The sequence below is a fragment of the Streptomyces sp. NPDC001492 genome (genome assembly GCF_053597275.1).
In genome coordinates this window covers 38,070-53,437 of sequence record NZ_JBSFHW010000061.1, presented here as the reverse complement: position 1 = coordinate 53,437, position 15,368 = coordinate 38,070, and the positions used below count along the sequence as shown (strand labels likewise).

The following is a 15,368-nucleotide window of genomic DNA, read 5'->3' as shown; positions in this document are numbered from 1 at the left end:
GCCCCGGACCCCGATCGGCCTGAACGGCCTCGTCCTCAAACGCCGGACGGGCTGATTACGGCCGGTGCGCATCTTTCAGCCCGTCCGGCGTTTGAGGACGAGGCCCCTTCAGGGCCGACGGGGGTCTGGGGGCGGAGCCCCCAGCAGGTGGCCGTCGGGTTACGAGTGACCGAGGTCCGCTGCTTCCCCGTCGGAGACGGCCGGTACGGACCCCGAGTCCGCCGCCGGTCGGAGGGGGAACGGGTCCACCCGGGTCTCGTCGATCACCGGCGGAGCCGGCTGCGGAGGCTTCGGCATGACCGCGGCCTCCGAGTGGCCCCCGCAGCCGTAGGCCAAAGACACCACGCGGCCGTCGGCCGGGGAGAACTCGTTGGCGCAGACGCCGAAGGCCTGCCCCAGCGAACCGCCGATCGGCTGCAGGAAGCCGCAGCTCACGCAGGACGCCGGTGCCGCCTGTGCCATCGGTGTCTTGGGGCCGTACGACTCCTCCCAGCGGTCCGCGGCGACGTGCAGGCCGTACCGGGACAGGACCCGGGCGCGGCGCATGCCGAGTTCCTCGGCGACCGAGGCGATGGAGCCGCGGGAGGGGACGACGGGCAGGCTCGCCGGGGCGCCCGGGGTGACCTCCGCGTCCTCCGCCTCCACCAGCTCCGCCATCTCCTCGGAGACGGCCGAGTTCGGCACGGGCTCCTCCTCGCCGGAGTAGCCGGGCTCAAGGCGGAGGTCCTCGGCATCGGTCGGGAGCAGATCGCCGGGGCCCATGTCGCCGGGGCGCAGGCGCTCGCTCCACGGCACCCACTCCGGGGCGAGCAGCGCGTCCGGGCCGGGGAGGAGGACCACCTCGTCCAGCGTGACGAACTTGGCGCGGGAGGCGCGGGCGACCGTGACGGCCCAGCGCCAGCCGCGGTACCCGAGTTCCTTGCACTCGAAGAAGTGCGTGACAACGCGGTCGCCCTCGGACTCCAGCCCCACATGCTCGCCGACCACGCCTGGTGCGGCGGCCTCCTCGGCGGCGGCGCGGGCGAGGTCGACGGCCTCGGCGCACAGGCGGTCGGGGGTGCGGCTTCGCGTTGTCGCTGCGCTCACAGGTATCGCTTCTCTCCTACGCCGTCACTCGGGTGCGCCGGCCTGAAGGCGGTGGGTGCGGACGGAGCGGACCGGAGGACCGCGTCGACGTCCGCGCCCGATCGCACTCGGGCGCACCTCATGCATCCATTCTGCGGGATGTCCGAGAGGCGCGCGGCCGAGAACGTTCGCCACGACGCGCTACGCACGCTACCTTCTCGCGACCGCTCGGCCTACACCGACGGGAGGTTTCCCCCCGCGGGCCCGGCAACTATCTGGCATGCACCTGGGAAAAGCAGAGGAACTACGCGCCCATACGCGCGGTAACCGCACTACGCACAGGTTTCTCGGGGCACTATGACGGAGTGGCAGCCGCAAGGACACCCCAAGGAGCCGCCGGGGTCGGTGGGACGAAGGGCAGCAGTCGTGGTGGCGGTTCGGGCCGGCTCGGCGGGTCCGTCCGCGCTGTCGGCCGTGCGCTGCACTTCCCGGTGACCGGAACGGCCCGCGGGATCAGAAGGGCCACGCATGCGCACGGGGCGGGCGAGTCCGGCCTCGGCAAGCTGATCGAACTGCACGCCGTGAACGGTGCCGGTGACGTCATGGTCACCGTCGCCCTCGCCTCCACCGTCTTCTTCTCCGTGCCGACCGACGAGGCGCGGGGGCGGGTCGCGCTCTACCTCGCCATCACCATGGCGCCCTTCACCGTCCTCGCCCCCGTCGTCGGCCCGCTCCTCGACCGGCTGCCGCACGGCCGCCGCGCCGCGATGGCGGGCTCGATGCTCGCCCGGGCGCTGCTGGCGCTGATCATCGCCGGGGCCGTCGCGGGCGGCGGCCTGGAGCTGTATCCGGCCGCGCTGGGCGTGCTGGTGGCGTCGAAGGCGTACGGGGTGGTCAGAAGCGCGGTCGTGCCGCGGCTGCTGCCGCCGAAGTTCTCCCTGGTGAAGGCCAACTCCCGGGTCACGCTCGGCGGTCTGCTCGCCACCGGTGTCGCGGCGCCGATCGGGGCGGGGCTGCATGCCATCGGTCCGCGCTGGCCGCTCTACGGCGCCTTCGTGATCTACATCTGGGGCATGTTCCTGTCCTTCTCGCTGGCGCCGAAGGTCGACTCGGCCAAGGGCGAGGACACGGCGCTGCTGGCGGCGGACGCGCAGCATCTGCACGGGCCGCACCTCAAGCCGGTCAAGAAGCCGGGCCTGAGAACCGTCGGTATCGCGGTCACCCATGCCCTCGGCGCCAACGCGGCGCTGCGCTGGTTGTCCGGGTTCCTGACCTTCTTCCTCGCCTTCCTGCTGCGCGAGCATCCGCTGACCGGGGAGAGCGCGGCGGTGTCGCTGGGCCTGGTGGCCGTCTCGGCGGGCGTGGGCAACGCGCTCGGTACGGCGGTCGGGGCGTGGCTGCGGCAGCGGGCGCCGGAGATCATCGTCGTGACGGTGCTGCCGATCGTGCTCGGCGTGGCGATCACGGCCGCGATCTTCTTCGGCGCGTTCCTGGTGGCGTGCCTCGCCGCGTTCGCCGGGTTCTCGCAGGCCCTGGCCAAGCTGGCGCTGGACGCGCTGATCCAGCGGGACGTGCCGGAGACGGTGCGCCCGTCGGCGTTCGCGCGTTCCGAGACCATGCTGCAGATGGCCTGGGTGCTGGGCGGCGCGATCGGGATCGTGATGCCGCTCAACGGCCCGGCTGGGCTGTCCCTGGCCGCCGCGGTGATCGCCCTGGGCTGGCTCACCACCGTCCGCGGGCTGCTCGGCTCGGCCCGGCACGGGGGCGCGGCGAAACCCCGCGTGGCGTAACACAGGGGCACGCCGCACCCCAGGTAAAGAGAGCGTCGGACACGCCCTATAGCCTTCGCCCATGACCTCGATGCAATCCGATGCTGTGCGACGCCGCCGCGCCGTCGCCGCCGCCGGCGCCGTTTCCGCCGGACTGCTCGTCCTGTCGGCGTGCGACAAGCCGACGCCGCTGTCCACCATCACGGTCGGCCGCTCCTCCGTCAGCTCGGAGGCCACCTGCGGCGGCGAGGGCAAGACCCTGCAGACCGCGGACCTGGGGAAGTGCCTGAAGGACAAGGACATCAAGTCCATCAAGGTCGACCCCGACGACACCGTCCGCTTCGGCGTCGACCCCAAGATCGCCGACAAGCGGTGGACGATCCTGATGAACGGTCAGCCCCTGACCGAGGACAGCGACAAGACCTACCGCACCATCCCGGGCAGCGTCTTCTTCAACGCCCAGTACGGCGCCCAGGGCAAGTCCACCCTGGTCACCATCAAGGCGGGCGACGGCAAGAAGGGCGGCAGCGCGGTCACCGGCCTGTGGTCCTTCAAGCTGGAGAAGAACGACTGACCCCGCCTGCCGAGCCCGCCGGGTCCCTCGTGTCTTCGGTACGTGTCCTCGTGGCCACCGCGGTCCCCGTCGAACGGGACGCGGTGGCCCGGGCGTTCACGGGCGAGGGCCACCTGGTGATCGCGGCCGGTGTGGGCCCGGCGCTCGCCGCCGCCTCCACCGCGACCGCCCTCACCACCGCCGCCCTGAGCGGAAGCCCCTACCACCTCGTGATCTCCGCCGGGATCGCCGGCGGTTTCCAGCCCGGGGCCCCCGTCGGCTCCCTCGTGATCGCCGACGAGATCACCGCGGCCGACCTGGGCGCCGAGACGCCCGACGGCTTCGTCCCGGTGACGGAGCTCGGCTTCGGGACCGTCACCCATCGTCCGCCGGAAGCACTCGTACGAGACCTCGCGGCCGCGACCGGGGCGCCCACCGGCGCCGTGCTCACCGTCTCCACCGTGACCGGCACCGCCGAGCGCGCCGCGGACCTGCGCGCCCGCCACCCCCGCGCCCTCGCCGAGGCCATGGAGGGCTTCGGGGTGGCCGAGGCGGCCGCCGCGCACGGCGTGCCCGTGCTGGAGATACGCGCGGTCTCCAATCCGGTCGGCCCGCGCGACCGGGCCGCCTGGCGCATCGGCGACGCCCTGACGGCCCTGACGGAGGCCTTCGGGAAGCTGACGCCCGTACTGGAGAGTTGGAACCAGCATGACCACTGAGCCCGTACACCCCGCACAGGCCCTGCAGATCGCGTACTCCCCCTGCCCGAACGACACCTTCGTCTTCGACGCCCTCGCCCACGGCCGCGTCCCCGGCGCGCCCGCGCTCGAGGTGACCTTCGCGGACATCGACATCACCAACGGCATGGCGGAGCGCGGCGAGTTCGATGCCCTGAAGGTGTCGTACGCCGTGCTGCCGTACGTCCTCGACGAGTACGCGCTGCTGCCGTGCGGGGGTGCGCTGGGCCGGGGCTGCGGGCCGCTGGTGCTCACCCGTGGGCCCGGGGACCTGACGGGCCGTACCGTCGCCGTCCCGAGCGAGAAGTCGACGGCGTATCTGCTGTTCCGGCTGTGGGCGGCCGACACGGTGCCCGGCGGCGTCGGCGAGATCGTCGTCATGCCGTTCCACGAGATCATGCCCGCCGTGCGGGACGGGAAGGTCGACGCGGGGCTCGTCATCCACGAGGCGCGCTTCACGTACCAGAACTACGGCCTGCACAAGCTGGCCGACATGGGCGAGCACTGGGAGGACACCACCGGACTGCCGATCCCGCTGGGTGCGATCATCGCGAAGCGGTCACTGGGAGCCGAGGTGCTGACGGGTCTCGCCGAGTCGATCCGCTCGTCGGTACGTGCCGCGTGGGACGAGCCCGAGGTCTCCCGCCCGTACGTCATGGAGCACGCCCAGGAGATGGACCCGGCCGTCGCCGACCAGCACATCGGCCTGTACGTCAACGAGTTCACCCACGACCTCGGCGTGGACGGATACGCGGCCGTACGGGGACTGCTCACCCGTGCGGCGGCCGAGGGGCTGGTGCCGCCCCTCGGCCCGGATGCGCTCGAATTCCCGTAGCGGATACGGGAATTGTTGAGGGTTATACGTCCAGCTGGTCGGCGACCGCGCGCAGCAGGCCCGCGATCTTCTTGCCGGAGGCCTTGTCGGGGTAGCGGCCCTTCTCGAGCATCGGGGTGATGTTCTCCAGGAGGGTCGTCAGATCCTGCACGATGGAGGCCAGTTCGTCCGGCTTCTTGCGGGTGGCGGCCGCCACCGAGGGGGTCGGGTCCAGGACGGTGACGGAAAGCGCCTGGTCGCCGCGCTGGCCGGCGACCACACCGAACTCCACTCGCTGGCCCGGCTTGAGGCTCTCGACTCCGGCGGGGAGGACCGAGGAATGGACGAAGACGTCGCCGCCGTCGTCGCGGGAGAGAAAGCCGAAGCCCTTCTCGCTGTTGAACCACTTGACCTTGCCGGTAGGCACGTCTGTCCTCGTCCTCGTACTCGTCGGAAAACTGCTTCGGAAACGGCTCTTGATAGCACTCGGGCGGGTCGTCGCGGACCCGCCGGTACCAAGGCTAATGGTCTTCAGGCCGGTGACAAGACGTCGCCGGGTTGTTCCTTCGCGCAGGGAACTACCCTGGTCCGGTGCGTGACAAAACCCAAACGAATTCCGCCGAGCCCGGTGACCGACTGATCCGTGCCGGTGCCATCGTGTTCTTCCTCGGTGCCCTGGCCACACTCGTCACAGTGGCTCCGCTGTTCCTCCACGCGAAGCCATTTCCGACGTACATGTTCGGACTGAGCATGCTCATGGGGGTCGGCTTCCTGATCGCCGGCGCCGGAGTGCTGCGGTCGATCGCGGCGGGCCGCCGTCAGGCGCGCGCCGGGCGGTAGTCCGCGAGCCAGCCGGGGAACTCCGTGAGGTCCCCGAGCACCACGTCCGCCCCGGCCGCGCTCAGCTCCTGCGTGCTGCACGGTCCGGTCGCCACGGCCACCGACAGCGCGTCCGCCTTGCGCGCCCCGCGTACGTCGCCGATGTGGTCGCCGACGTAGATCCCGGCGCCGTGCTCGCGCAGCGCCTCCGCCTTCTGCTCGGCCCACAGGTCGCCGACGACCTCGTCGGGGTGGATGCCGAGGTGTTCCAGGTGCAGTTTGGCGTTCGGCTCGTACTTGGCCGTCACGACGATCGCGCGTCCGCCGGCCGCCTGTACGGCGGCGATGGCCTCACGGGCGCCCGGCATTGCGGGGGTCGCGGCGATGGCGATCGTCGGGTACATCGAGCGGTAGAGGTCGGCCATCTCCGCCAGCTGCTCCTGGGGGAACCAGTTGATCAGTTCCTCGGCGAGGGGTGGTCCGAGGCGGGTGATGGCCAGGTCGGCGTCGATGTATGTCCCGGTGCGCTCGGACAGTGCGAGGTAGCAGGCATGGATGCCTGGGCGGGAGTCGATGAGGGTCATGTCGAGGTCGAAGCCGACGGTGGGCGGGGGCGGGGTTGTTTGGGCCATGTGGGTCATTGTGCCCAGTGACTCGGTCCCAACCGTTGCCTGGCGGCTGCGGGTAGGTGGGGGTTGATCGCGCCCACGCGGCGGAGCCGCATATCGATACAGCCCCACGCCCCTTCAAGCCGCTTCTGTGGGCGCCGAGCGATGAACCGCACCGATGCCGACGCCGCTCAAAGCCGCCTCTGTGAGCGCCAGGTGATGAAGAGGGCCGACAGCAGCGCCGCGCCCCGTACCACCCACGGCCATGTCTCCGCGATCGCCTCGTTCATGTGGCCCTGGGGTATGGGGGTGCCCCAGCGGCCGGTGTTTCTGCCCCAGAGCCAGACGAGGCCGGCTGTGACGGCGAGGGTGGGCATGCCGATGACCGCCCACTTGGACTCGTTGCGGGTGAGGCGGCGGGAGGCGTAGGCGATGAGCCAGCCGAGCAGCAGGGCGAACCAGTTGCCGAGGATCGCGCCGACGACGAGCAGACCGGCGGCGATCAGCAGGAGCGGGTTGCTCCAGCCGCCGGCCGGGAGCGCGAGGCGGCGACGCGGGGCGGGGGCCTCGGGTGCGGCCTTCTCCTCGGCCTCCGGGGCCTGCTCGACGGCCGGTGGCGGCTCCTTCTCGAGTTCCTTCGGGCGCGGCGGCCTGAGCAGATCCGGGATCTCCACGCCGCCGGTGAATCCGGGGACGCTCTCGCCGAAGGGCGTGCTGTCGACCCGCCACCAGTCGGGCCGGGTCGCGCTGTTGCCGAGTTCCTCGGCGCTGGCCATGTGCGGTGGGGAGGGGGCGGTCGTCTCGGGCCGCGCCGGCTCCGCGGGGCGCGGGCGCGGTACGACCCGGCGCAGGCTCTTCGGCAGGCGCCTGCTGTCGTCCGGTTCGTCGTCCCGTTGCACCGGTACCTGGGTAGGGGTCGACTGCGGTGCCGGGGCGGTGCCTCCCGCCGCGGCGACGACCTCGTCGGGGGTACCGAGCCGGGAGAGGATGCGGCGGACCGCGGCGGGGCTGTCGACGGTGGCCTTCGCCCGGCGGCGGTCGATCTCGCCCCGGAGCTCCGACACCAGGCGCATGCGTGCGGCGGACGGCAGTTGCCGCTGCTGCGCCACGTCGCCGACGCGGCTCAGATACTCGTAGACGACCTTGTCGCTCTCGATACCCACGAAGTCCCCTTTGGGGTGGGTGCGTTGGTTTTCCCGTGGTGACGACGGTAGCGCAGGCCGACCGTGCACAGACTCAGCGCCGGAGGCAACCCGCTACCGTGGGTCGGATGAGCACCCCGGCCGCTCCGCGTTCACTCGCAGAGGCACTGCGCAACAGGGACGACGCCTCCCTGGCGGCACTGCTGCGCGCCCGCCCCGACCTCATCACGCCCGTCCCCACCGACCTCACCCAGCTGGCGACCCGCGCCGGCACCCGCGCGTCGGTCGTGCGGGCGCTGGAGCGGCTGGACCGTTTCGCGCTGCAGACGGCCGAGGCACTGGCGGTGGCCGCGGATCCGGCCGGGTACGACGAGCTGCTCGGGCTGATGAGCGGTGACGGGGGCGACCCGGCGGTCACCGCGGCCCTCCCGCGTGCCCTGGGCACCCTGCGGGAGCAGGCCCTGGTGTGGGGCGACGACGACCGGCTGCGGCTGGTGCGCACGGCCCGTGAGCTGCTCGCGCCGTCGCCGCAGCATCCGTCGCCGACGGGGCTCGGGCCCACGGTGCAGGAGGCGACGGCGGGTATGTCGCCGGGCCGGATCCAGGAGATCGTCACCGCCGTCGGGCTGCCCTCGACGCACGACTCCGTCTCCGCCGTGGCCTCGCTGACGGCCCTGTACGGGGACCGCGCACGGATGGCCGCGCTGCTGGCCGAGGCGCCCGCGGAGTCGCGGGAGGTGCTGGACCGGCTGGTGTGGGGGCCGCCGTACGGGCAGGTGACGGCCGATCCGGCGCCGCGGCTGCGCTGGCTCCTGGACCGGGGGCTGCTGCTGCCGACGGCGCCCGGGACCGTCGTACTCCCCCGGGAAGTGGCCCTGCATCTGCGCGGCGGCCGGGCGCATCGTGCCGCCGAGCCGCTGCCGCCCGCCCTGGAGGTGACGGCGACGCACCGTCCACAGGTTGTGGACGCGACGGCGGCCGGGCAGGCGTACACGGCGCTGGCGACCGTGGAGGAGCTGCTGAAGGACTGGGACGAGGGCGGGCCCGCGGTGCTGCGGGCGGGCGGTCTCAGCGTGCGCGACCTCAAGCGCACCGCCGTGGCGCTCGACGTGTCCGAGCCCGTCGCCGCCTTCTGGGTCGAGCTGGCGTACGCGGCCGGGCTGCTGGCGTCCGACGGGGAGGCCGACGAGCGGTATGCGGCGACCCCGGCCTACGACGAGTGGCTGGAGCTGCCGGCCGCCGAGCGCTGGGCGCAACTGGCGCAGGCATGGCTGACGGCGACGCGCACGGCGGGCGTCGTCGGAGGGCGGGACGCCAAGGAACGCACCTTGTCGGCGCTGGGACCGGGCCTGGACCGCTCCGCGGCCCCGGAGATACGGCACCGGGTGCTGAGCCTGCTGGCCGGGCTGCCGGAGGGTGCCTCCCCGGCCGCCGAGTCCGTCCTCGCCCGGCTGCGCTGGGAACGGCCCCTGCGCGGCCCCCAGCAAAGCGACGACCTGCGCGGACGGCTCGCGACCTGGGCGCTGTCGGAGGCGGAGATGCTGGGCGTGACGGGCCGGGGCGCGCTGTCGGCGCACGGCAGGGCGCTCCTCGGGGCGCCCGCGCCCGCGCCCTCACCCGCGCCGAAGGACGCCGAGCCCGCCCAGGAGGGCCCCGGCGACAAGCTCCCCGTCCACCACGTGCCGCTCACCGTGGAGCCCCTCTCCCCCGCCGAACAGGCCACCGCCTCCGCGGCGGCCGGCCGTCTCCTCGCGCCGCTCATGCCCGAACCCCTGGACCACGTGCTGCTCCAGGCGGACCTGACGGCGGTCGCCCCCGGCCCGTTGAAGCGGCCGCTGGCCGACATGCTGGACGTACTGGCGGACGTGGAGTCGAAGGGCGGGGCCACGGTCTACCGCTTCACACCGGGTTCGGTACGGCGCGCCCTGGACGCGGGCCGCACCGCCACCGACCTGCACGCCTTCCTGAGCGCCCACTCCCGTACCCCCGTACCGCAGCCGCTGACGTATCTCATCGACGACGTGGCCCGCAAACACGGGCATCTGCGGGTGGGCGCGGCCTCGGCGTACGTCCGCTGCGACGACGACACGATGCTCAACGAGATCATGGCCGACAAGCGCGCCGCGTCTCTGCGGCTGCGCCGCCTCGCGCCCACCGTCCTCGCCACCCAGGCCGACCCGGCGACCCTCCTGGACGGGCTGCGCGCGATGGGCTTCGCACCGGCCGCGGAGTCGGCGGAGGGCGACGTCCTGATCACCCGCGCCGACGCCCACCGCACCCCGCCGCGCACCGCCCCCGAGCCGGTCCCGGACGGCCCGCCGACCCCCGACGCCACGCTCCTGGCGGCGGCGATCCGCGCGATCCGGGCCGGCGACCTGGCCTCCACGGCCCCCCGCAAGCCGACCGCGTCGGCCGCGCCGGGCGGCGATCTCCCCCGCACCACCTCCGCCGAGACCCTCGCCACCATGCAGGCCGCCGTCCTCACCGGCGAGGCCCTGTGGATCGGCTACGTCAACGCCGAGGGCGCCGCCAGCCAGCGCGTCATCGCCCCGATCCGCGTCGAGGGCGGCTTCGTGACGGCGTACGACCACACGGCGGACGAGGTGCGGACGTATCCGCTGCATCGCGTCACAGGGGTGGCGGAACTGGCGGACGATCAGGGATGAGACGGATGGGCCGGACAGACTGATGGGAAGTACGCAAAGCGGCTTTATCGATCACGGTGGCCTGTGCTATCCCGGTGGAAGCGCGACGACGGCGCGGGGGCTGCAGGGGGACGGCCGTGATGAGCGATGGGGATTCGGGAGGGCGGACACCGCCCGATGACCGGGGGCACCGCACACACTCGCGGGCGATCATCTGGTCGGCGCTGATCGGCGCGATCGCGACGGTGGTGGGCGGCGTACTCGCCGCTCTGATCACGGGCGTGTTCCAGCAGGACAGCAGCCCGGTGTCCGCCGCCGTGGTCTCGTCGGAACCGAGGAGGGACGGGCCGAGCACCTTGCGGACGCCCACGACCAGGGAGCCCTCGTCGTCCGCTCCGGCCACCACGCCCGCTCCGGCCACCACGTCCTCGTCCGCCGTGAGCGAGCTGATCGATCTGATCGCCTCCGGCAGGGGCTCCCTCTACGAGTGCACGAAGTACGACACGAAGGTCGGAACCGCCAGAGCGGCAGTCCGGTGCCGCAGCAGCGCGGAGGGCCATCCGCACTGGAAATCCTTCGTGTACTCCTTCGCCTCCCGGTCCATGTTGGACGCCTGGATGCGCAGCGAAGTGCGCGAGATGGGAACCCCCGACGGCGACCGGTGCAGCGCGGCCGGTGAATGGCACGGCACCTGGCTCTACGGGGGCGAGGTCCTCGGCGAGCTGACCTGCCGGTGGCGCGAGAGCAAGTACCGGATGGCCTGGAGCTACCACGACCAGCTGGTCGGTGTGGTGAGCGAGGACACCGACGCCGATCTGCTCTACACCTGGTGGTCCGGCCGGCCCCTGCTGTTCTGATCTTGGCCCGGGTCCGTTGTCCGCCACATGCGGCACACTGGACGTTTGGCGGCCGACACCGGCCGTACGGAAAGGGTGCCCCGCGTGAATGGTCCACTCATCGTCCAGTCCGACAAGACCCTGCTCCTGGAGGTCGACCACGAGCAGGCCGACGAGTGCCGTCGGGCCATCGCGGCGTTCGCGGAGCTGGAGCGGGCGCCCGAGCACATCCACACGTACCGGGTGACGCCGCTGGGGCTGTGGAACGCGCGGGCGGCCGGGCACGACGCCGAGCAGGTCGTGGACGCGCTCGTGCAGTACAGCCGGTATCCGGTGCCGCATGCGCTGCTGGTCGACGTCGCGGACACCATGGACCGGTACGGGCGGCTGACCCTCAGCAAGCACCCCACGCACGGGCTGATCCTCACCACCACCGACCGGCCGGTGCTGGAGGAGATCCTGCGCTCGAAGCGGATCGCCCCGCTGGTCGGGGCGCGGATCGACCCGGACACCGTCGCCGTGCACCCCTCGGAGCGCGGGCAGATCAAGCAGACGCTGCTGAAGCTGGGCTGGCCCGCCGAGGACCTCGCGGGATACGTCGACGGCGAGGCGCACCCGATCGAGCTGAACGAGGACGGCTGGGCGCTGCGGCCGTACCAGAAGCAGGCCGTGGAGAACTTCTGGCACGGCGGGAGCGGCGTCGTCGTGCTGCCGTGCGGGGCGGGCAAGACGCTCGTCGGCGCCGGGTCCATGGCGCAGGCGAAGTCGACGACCCTGATCCTCGTCACCAACACCGTCTCGGCGCGGCAGTGGAAGCACGAGCTGGTGAAGCGCACGAGTCTCACCGAGGACGAGATCGGTGAGTACAGCGGTACGCGCAAGGAGATCCGGCCGGTCACCATCGCCACGTACCAGGTGCTGACCACCCGGCGGAAGGGCATCTACCCGCACCTGGAGCTCTTCGACTCCCGCGACTGGGGGCTGATCGTCTACGACGAGGTGCATCTGCTGCCCGCGCCGGTCTTCAAGTTCACGGCGGACCTGCAGGCGCGGCGGCGGCTGGGGCTGACCGCGACCCTGGTGCGCGAGGACGGACGCGAGTCGGACGTGTTCTCGCTGATCGGGCCCAAGCGGTTCGACGCGCCGTGGAAGGAGATCGAGGCGCAGGGCTACATCGCGCCCGCCGACTGCGTGGAGGTCCGGGTCAACCTCACCGACTCCGAGCGGCTCGCCTACGCCACCGCCGAGCAGGAGGAGAAGTACCGCTACTGCGCCACGACGGAGACCAAGCGGAAGGTCACCGAGGCGATCGTGCGCCGTTTCGCGGGCCAGCAGATCCTCGTCATCGGGCAGTACATCGACCAACTCGACGAGCTGGGCGAGCACTTGAACGCGCCCGTCATCAAGGGGGAAACCTCCAACGCCCAGCGCGAGAAGCTCTTCGACGCCTTCCGGGAGGGCGAGATCAGCGTCCTCGTCGTCTCCAAGGTCGCGAACTTCTCCATCGACCTGCCGGAGGCGACGGTCGCCATCCAGGTGTCGGGCACCTTCGGCTCACGCCAGGAGGAGGCCCAGCGGCTGGGACGGGTGCTGCGCCCCAAGGCCGACGGCCACCAGGCGCACTTCTACTCGGTCGTCGCCCGCGACACCATCGACCAGGACTTCGCCGCCCACCGCCAGCGCTTCCTGGCGGAACAGGGGTACGCCTACCGGATCGTGGACGCGGACGAACTGCTGGCGGAGGAGGCGTAGGGACGCCTTCACTTACGGCGTACGCCCGCTTCCTCGCCGTACTCGCCGAGGATCACCACGTCGAAGGCGGCGCCCACGAACACCTTCAGGGCGCGCAGGGTGTCGCCGAGGCGGTGACGGTGGCTGCCGAGGACGGGGGTGGCGCCGGGCGGACCCGGCCTGCCGGGGCCTGGGGTGATGGTTGCTGCGCTCATGTATCCATGGTGGATCGGCGGGCATAAAGGGAGCATCGGCCTGCGGACCGAACCTCCCGCGTCGCCGCGTACGACTCCGGTCGTGGCCCTCCCCCCCTGGTATGACGGGGACATCCCCTAGGGGGCCCTGAGGGGGAGGACGGGGGACGGGCAGGGCGCGGGCAGGGCGCGGGCAGGGCGTGGAAAACCGTTGGCCCCCGTCTCCCCCGCTCACCTAGAATCTCCGCTCTTGCCCGCCTCCCTCCACGGAGCGCCGCCGTCCGGACGGAAACCGGCCGGCACCTCGCAGCCCCAGCCCGTAGCGCCTTCGGAGGCACCGCCTTGTCCACGCCCGTCGACGATCCCGCCCCTCTCGACGACCCTCTCTCCCGCGAGCGCGCCCACCTCGCCGCATCCCGTGCCGCCCTGCGTGCCATGCGCGAGGACGTCGAGTCGCTCGACATCAGCGACGTCACCGCGAACTGGGTCAACGCCGAGGTCCTGGCCCGCCAGATCGACGAGCGCATCAAGGCGCTGGCCGACCTCAGCGACACCCCGCTGTTCTTCGGCCGTCTCGACTATCTGCACTCCCCGGGCGCCGACCAGGCCGAGGGTGCGGACGGCGAGAGGTTCTACATCGGGCGCCGGCACGTGCACGACCACGACGGCGACCCGATGGTCATCGACTGGCGGGCCCCGGTCTCCCAGCCGTTCTACCGGGCGTCCAAGAAGGACCCGCTGGACATCGCGCTGCGCCGCCGCTTCGGTTACACCCGCGGTGACATCACCGCGTACGAGGACGAGCACCTCTCCGACCCGGCCGAGGCCGCCCGCACCAGCAAACTGCTCCAGCAGGAGATCGAGCGCCCGCGCGTCGGCCCGATGCGGGACATCGTGGCGACCATCCAGCCCGAGCAGGACGAGATCGTGAGGTCCGGCCTGGGCGGGACCGTGTGCGTGCAGGGAGGACCGGGGACCGGGAAGACGGCCGTCGGGCTCCACCGTGTCGCGTATCTGCTCTACGCCCACCGGGAGCGGCTCGCCCGCACCGGCACCCTCGTCATCGGGCCGAACAGGTCCTTCCTGCACTACATCGAGCAAGTCCTGCCCGCCCTGGGCGAGTTGACGGTCCAGCAGGCCACCGTGGACGACCTCGTCGCGGGCGGCATCGAGATCCGGGGCACCGACGACGCGGCGGCCGCGGTCGTCAAGGGCGACGCGCGGATGGCGGAGGTGCTGCGGCGGGCCGTCCTCTCCCACGTCACCATGCCGACCGAGCCGCTCGTCGTCGTGCGCGGCTCACGCCGCTGGCGGGTGCCCGCGTACGAACTGGAGGACATCGTCCGGGAGTTGCTCGACCGCGGCATCCGCTACGGCGCCGCCCGCGAGGCCCTCCCGCAGCGCATCGCGCACGCCGTGCTGGTGCAGATGGAGCGGTCGGGGGAGGCACCGGACGACCGGGTGCAGGACGCGGTGGCCCGCAACGCGGCGGTGAAGGCGGCCGTCAAGCAGATGTGGCCGCCGGTCGACCCGGCGAAGCTGGTCCTGCGCCTGCTCTCGGATGCGGACTTCCTCGCCGAGCACGCGGCCGGAATCCTCACCGAGGACGAGCAGAAGACGATCCTGTGGGCGCTGCCTGGATCTGGTAAAAGGGCGGCCCGGAGCGTGAAGTCCGCCCAGTGGTCGCCCGCGGACGCGGTGCTGATCGACGAGACGACGGACCTCGTGCAGCGCACGCACTCCCTCGGTCATGTCGTCCTGGACGAGGCACAGGACCTCTCCCCCATGCAGTACCGCGCGGTGGGCCGCCGCTGCACCACCGGTTCGGCGACCGTCCTCGGCGACCTGGCGCAGGGCACCACGCCCTGGGCGACGCGGAGTTGGGAGGAGGCGCTCGCCCATCTCGGCAAGCCGGACGGCGTGATCGAGGAGCTGACGGCCGGTTTCCGTGTCCCGACGGATGTCATCACCTACGCCTCCCGCCTGCTGCCGCACATCGCCCCCGGTCTCACGCCGGTCGCCTCGGTCCGCGAGAACCCGGGCTTCTTCGCCCTCCGGCCGATCGAGAACACCTCCGAAGTGGTCGCCGCCTGCGAGGAGTTGCTCCGCAACGAGGGATCGACGGGCCTGATCGCGGCCGACGCCCGCGTCCCGGCGCTGGCTGAGGCGCTGACGGCGGCCGGGATCAGCTACCTGGCTCCCGGTGCGGAGACGACGGCCGAGACCCGCCTCACCCTGGTCCCGGCGTCCCTCGCGAAGGGCCTGGAGTACGACTACGTGGTCCTGGACGAGCCGCAGGCGGTGGTCGACGGCGAGCCCGACGAACGGACCGGCCTGCGCCGCCTGTACGTGGCGCTGACCCGCGCGGTGTCCGGGCTGATCGTGACGCATGCGGCGCCGCTGCCGCCGCAGCTTGCCGGGTAGGGTGCTGCCCGCTGTGTCATGTCCCCCCGGA

At 72.2% G+C, this 15,368-nt stretch carries 14 protein-coding genes; 9 read left to right on the top strand and 5 right to left on the bottom strand.

Annotated elements, in window-relative coordinates; genetic code table 11:
• Positions 1–159 precede the first annotated feature (159 nt).
• Entirely contained in the window at positions 160–1,086 is a 927-nt protein-coding gene (locus ACWC1K_RS45005) for a DUF3027 domain-containing protein (protein WP_450839374.1), read from the bottom strand.
• Between the two features lie 344 nt (positions 1,087–1,430).
• On the opposite strand from ACWC1K_RS45005, the gene ACWC1K_RS45000 reads away from it, so the two are divergent.
• The 4 genes from ACWC1K_RS45000 (at position 1,431) to ACWC1K_RS44985 (ending at position 4,959) form a co-directional block, all read left to right on the top strand.
• Positions 1,431–2,855 carry an MFS transporter gene (locus tag ACWC1K_RS45000; RefSeq protein WP_450839373.1) on the top strand — a complete coding sequence of 475 codons (1,425 nt, stop codon included), beginning with the start codon at positions 1,431–1,433 and terminating at the stop codon, positions 2,853–2,855.
• A 61-nt stretch (positions 2,856–2,916) separates the two neighbouring features.
• The gene (locus tag ACWC1K_RS44995) at positions 2,917–3,408 is read left to right on the top strand and encodes a DUF2771 domain-containing protein (RefSeq protein WP_450696574.1); all 492 of its coding nucleotides are present in this window, start codon (positions 2,917–2,919) and stop codon (positions 3,406–3,408) included.
• 29 nt (positions 3,409–3,437) lie between these two features.
• Positions 3,438–4,106, top strand: a complete 669-nt coding sequence (locus tag ACWC1K_RS44990) for a futalosine hydrolase (protein ID WP_450839372.1) — start codon at positions 3,438–3,440, stop codon at positions 4,104–4,106.
• On the top strand, positions 4,096–4,959 hold the full coding sequence (locus tag ACWC1K_RS44985; protein ID WP_450839371.1) for a 1,4-dihydroxy-6-naphthoate synthase: 864 nt from the start codon (positions 4,096–4,098) through the stop codon (positions 4,957–4,959). The genes ACWC1K_RS44990 and ACWC1K_RS44985 overlap by 11 nt, the downstream gene beginning before the upstream one ends.
• 22 nt (positions 4,960–4,981) lie before the next feature.
• On the opposite strand, the gene ACWC1K_RS44980 is transcribed toward ACWC1K_RS44985, so the two are convergent.
• Positions 4,982–5,365 carry a cold-shock protein gene (locus ACWC1K_RS44980; protein ID WP_275778652.1) on the bottom strand — a complete coding sequence of 128 codons (384 nt, stop codon included), beginning with the start codon at positions 5,363–5,365 and terminating at the stop codon, positions 4,982–4,984.
• A gap of 164 nt (positions 5,366–5,529) precedes the next feature.
• Here ACWC1K_RS44980 and ACWC1K_RS44975 point away from each other — a divergent pair, with 164 nt between their 5' ends.
• Positions 5,530–5,778 (top strand): hypothetical protein, encoded by a 249-nt coding sequence (locus ACWC1K_RS44975; RefSeq protein ID WP_030941140.1) that lies wholly within the window; start codon positions 5,530–5,532, stop codon positions 5,776–5,778.
• Here the strand turns inward: ACWC1K_RS44975 and ACWC1K_RS44970 are convergent.
• The gene (locus ACWC1K_RS44970; RefSeq protein WP_450696577.1) at positions 5,757–6,389 is read right to left on the bottom strand and encodes an HAD family hydrolase; all 633 of its coding nucleotides are present in this window, start codon (positions 6,387–6,389) and stop codon (positions 5,757–5,759) included. The genes ACWC1K_RS44975 and ACWC1K_RS44970 overlap by 22 nt on opposite strands.
• Positions 6,390–6,556: 167 nt before the next feature.
• Positions 6,557–7,528 carry a hypothetical protein gene (locus tag ACWC1K_RS44965; protein WP_450839370.1) on the bottom strand — a complete coding sequence of 324 codons (972 nt, stop codon included), beginning with the start codon at positions 7,526–7,528 and terminating at the stop codon, positions 6,557–6,559.
• 107 nt (positions 7,529–7,635) lie between these two features.
• On the opposite strand from ACWC1K_RS44965, the gene ACWC1K_RS44960 reads away from it, so the two are divergent.
• The 3 genes from ACWC1K_RS44960 (at position 7,636) to ACWC1K_RS44950 (ending at position 12,740) form a co-directional block, all read left to right on the top strand.
• Positions 7,636–10,173: a helicase-associated domain-containing protein gene (locus ACWC1K_RS44960; RefSeq protein ID WP_450839369.1), complete on the top strand. Its 2,538-nt coding sequence runs from the start codon at positions 7,636–7,638 to the stop codon at positions 10,171–10,173.
• A 119-nt stretch (positions 10,174–10,292) separates the two neighbouring features.
• A complete protein-coding gene (locus ACWC1K_RS44955; protein ID WP_450839368.1) occupies positions 10,293–11,009 on the top strand; it encodes a hypothetical protein in 717 nt (238 codons plus the stop codon).
• 84 nt (positions 11,010–11,093) lie between these two features.
• Positions 11,094–12,740: a DNA repair helicase XPB gene (locus ACWC1K_RS44950; RefSeq protein WP_450839367.1), complete on the top strand. Its 1,647-nt coding sequence runs from the start codon at positions 11,094–11,096 to the stop codon at positions 12,738–12,740.
• 8 nt (positions 12,741–12,748) lie between these two features.
• On the opposite strand, the gene ACWC1K_RS44945 is transcribed toward ACWC1K_RS44950, so the two are convergent.
• Positions 12,749–12,934, bottom strand: a complete 186-nt coding sequence (locus tag ACWC1K_RS44945; RefSeq protein WP_450839366.1) for a hypothetical protein — start codon at positions 12,932–12,934, stop codon at positions 12,749–12,751.
• 321 nt (positions 12,935–13,255) lie between these two features.
• On the opposite strand from ACWC1K_RS44945, the gene ACWC1K_RS44940 reads away from it, so the two are divergent.
• Positions 13,256–15,337: a HelD family protein gene (locus tag ACWC1K_RS44940; RefSeq protein WP_450839364.1), complete on the top strand. Its 2,082-nt coding sequence runs from the start codon at positions 13,256–13,258 to the stop codon at positions 15,335–15,337.
• The last annotated feature ends 31 nt before the right edge of the window (positions 15,338–15,368 follow it).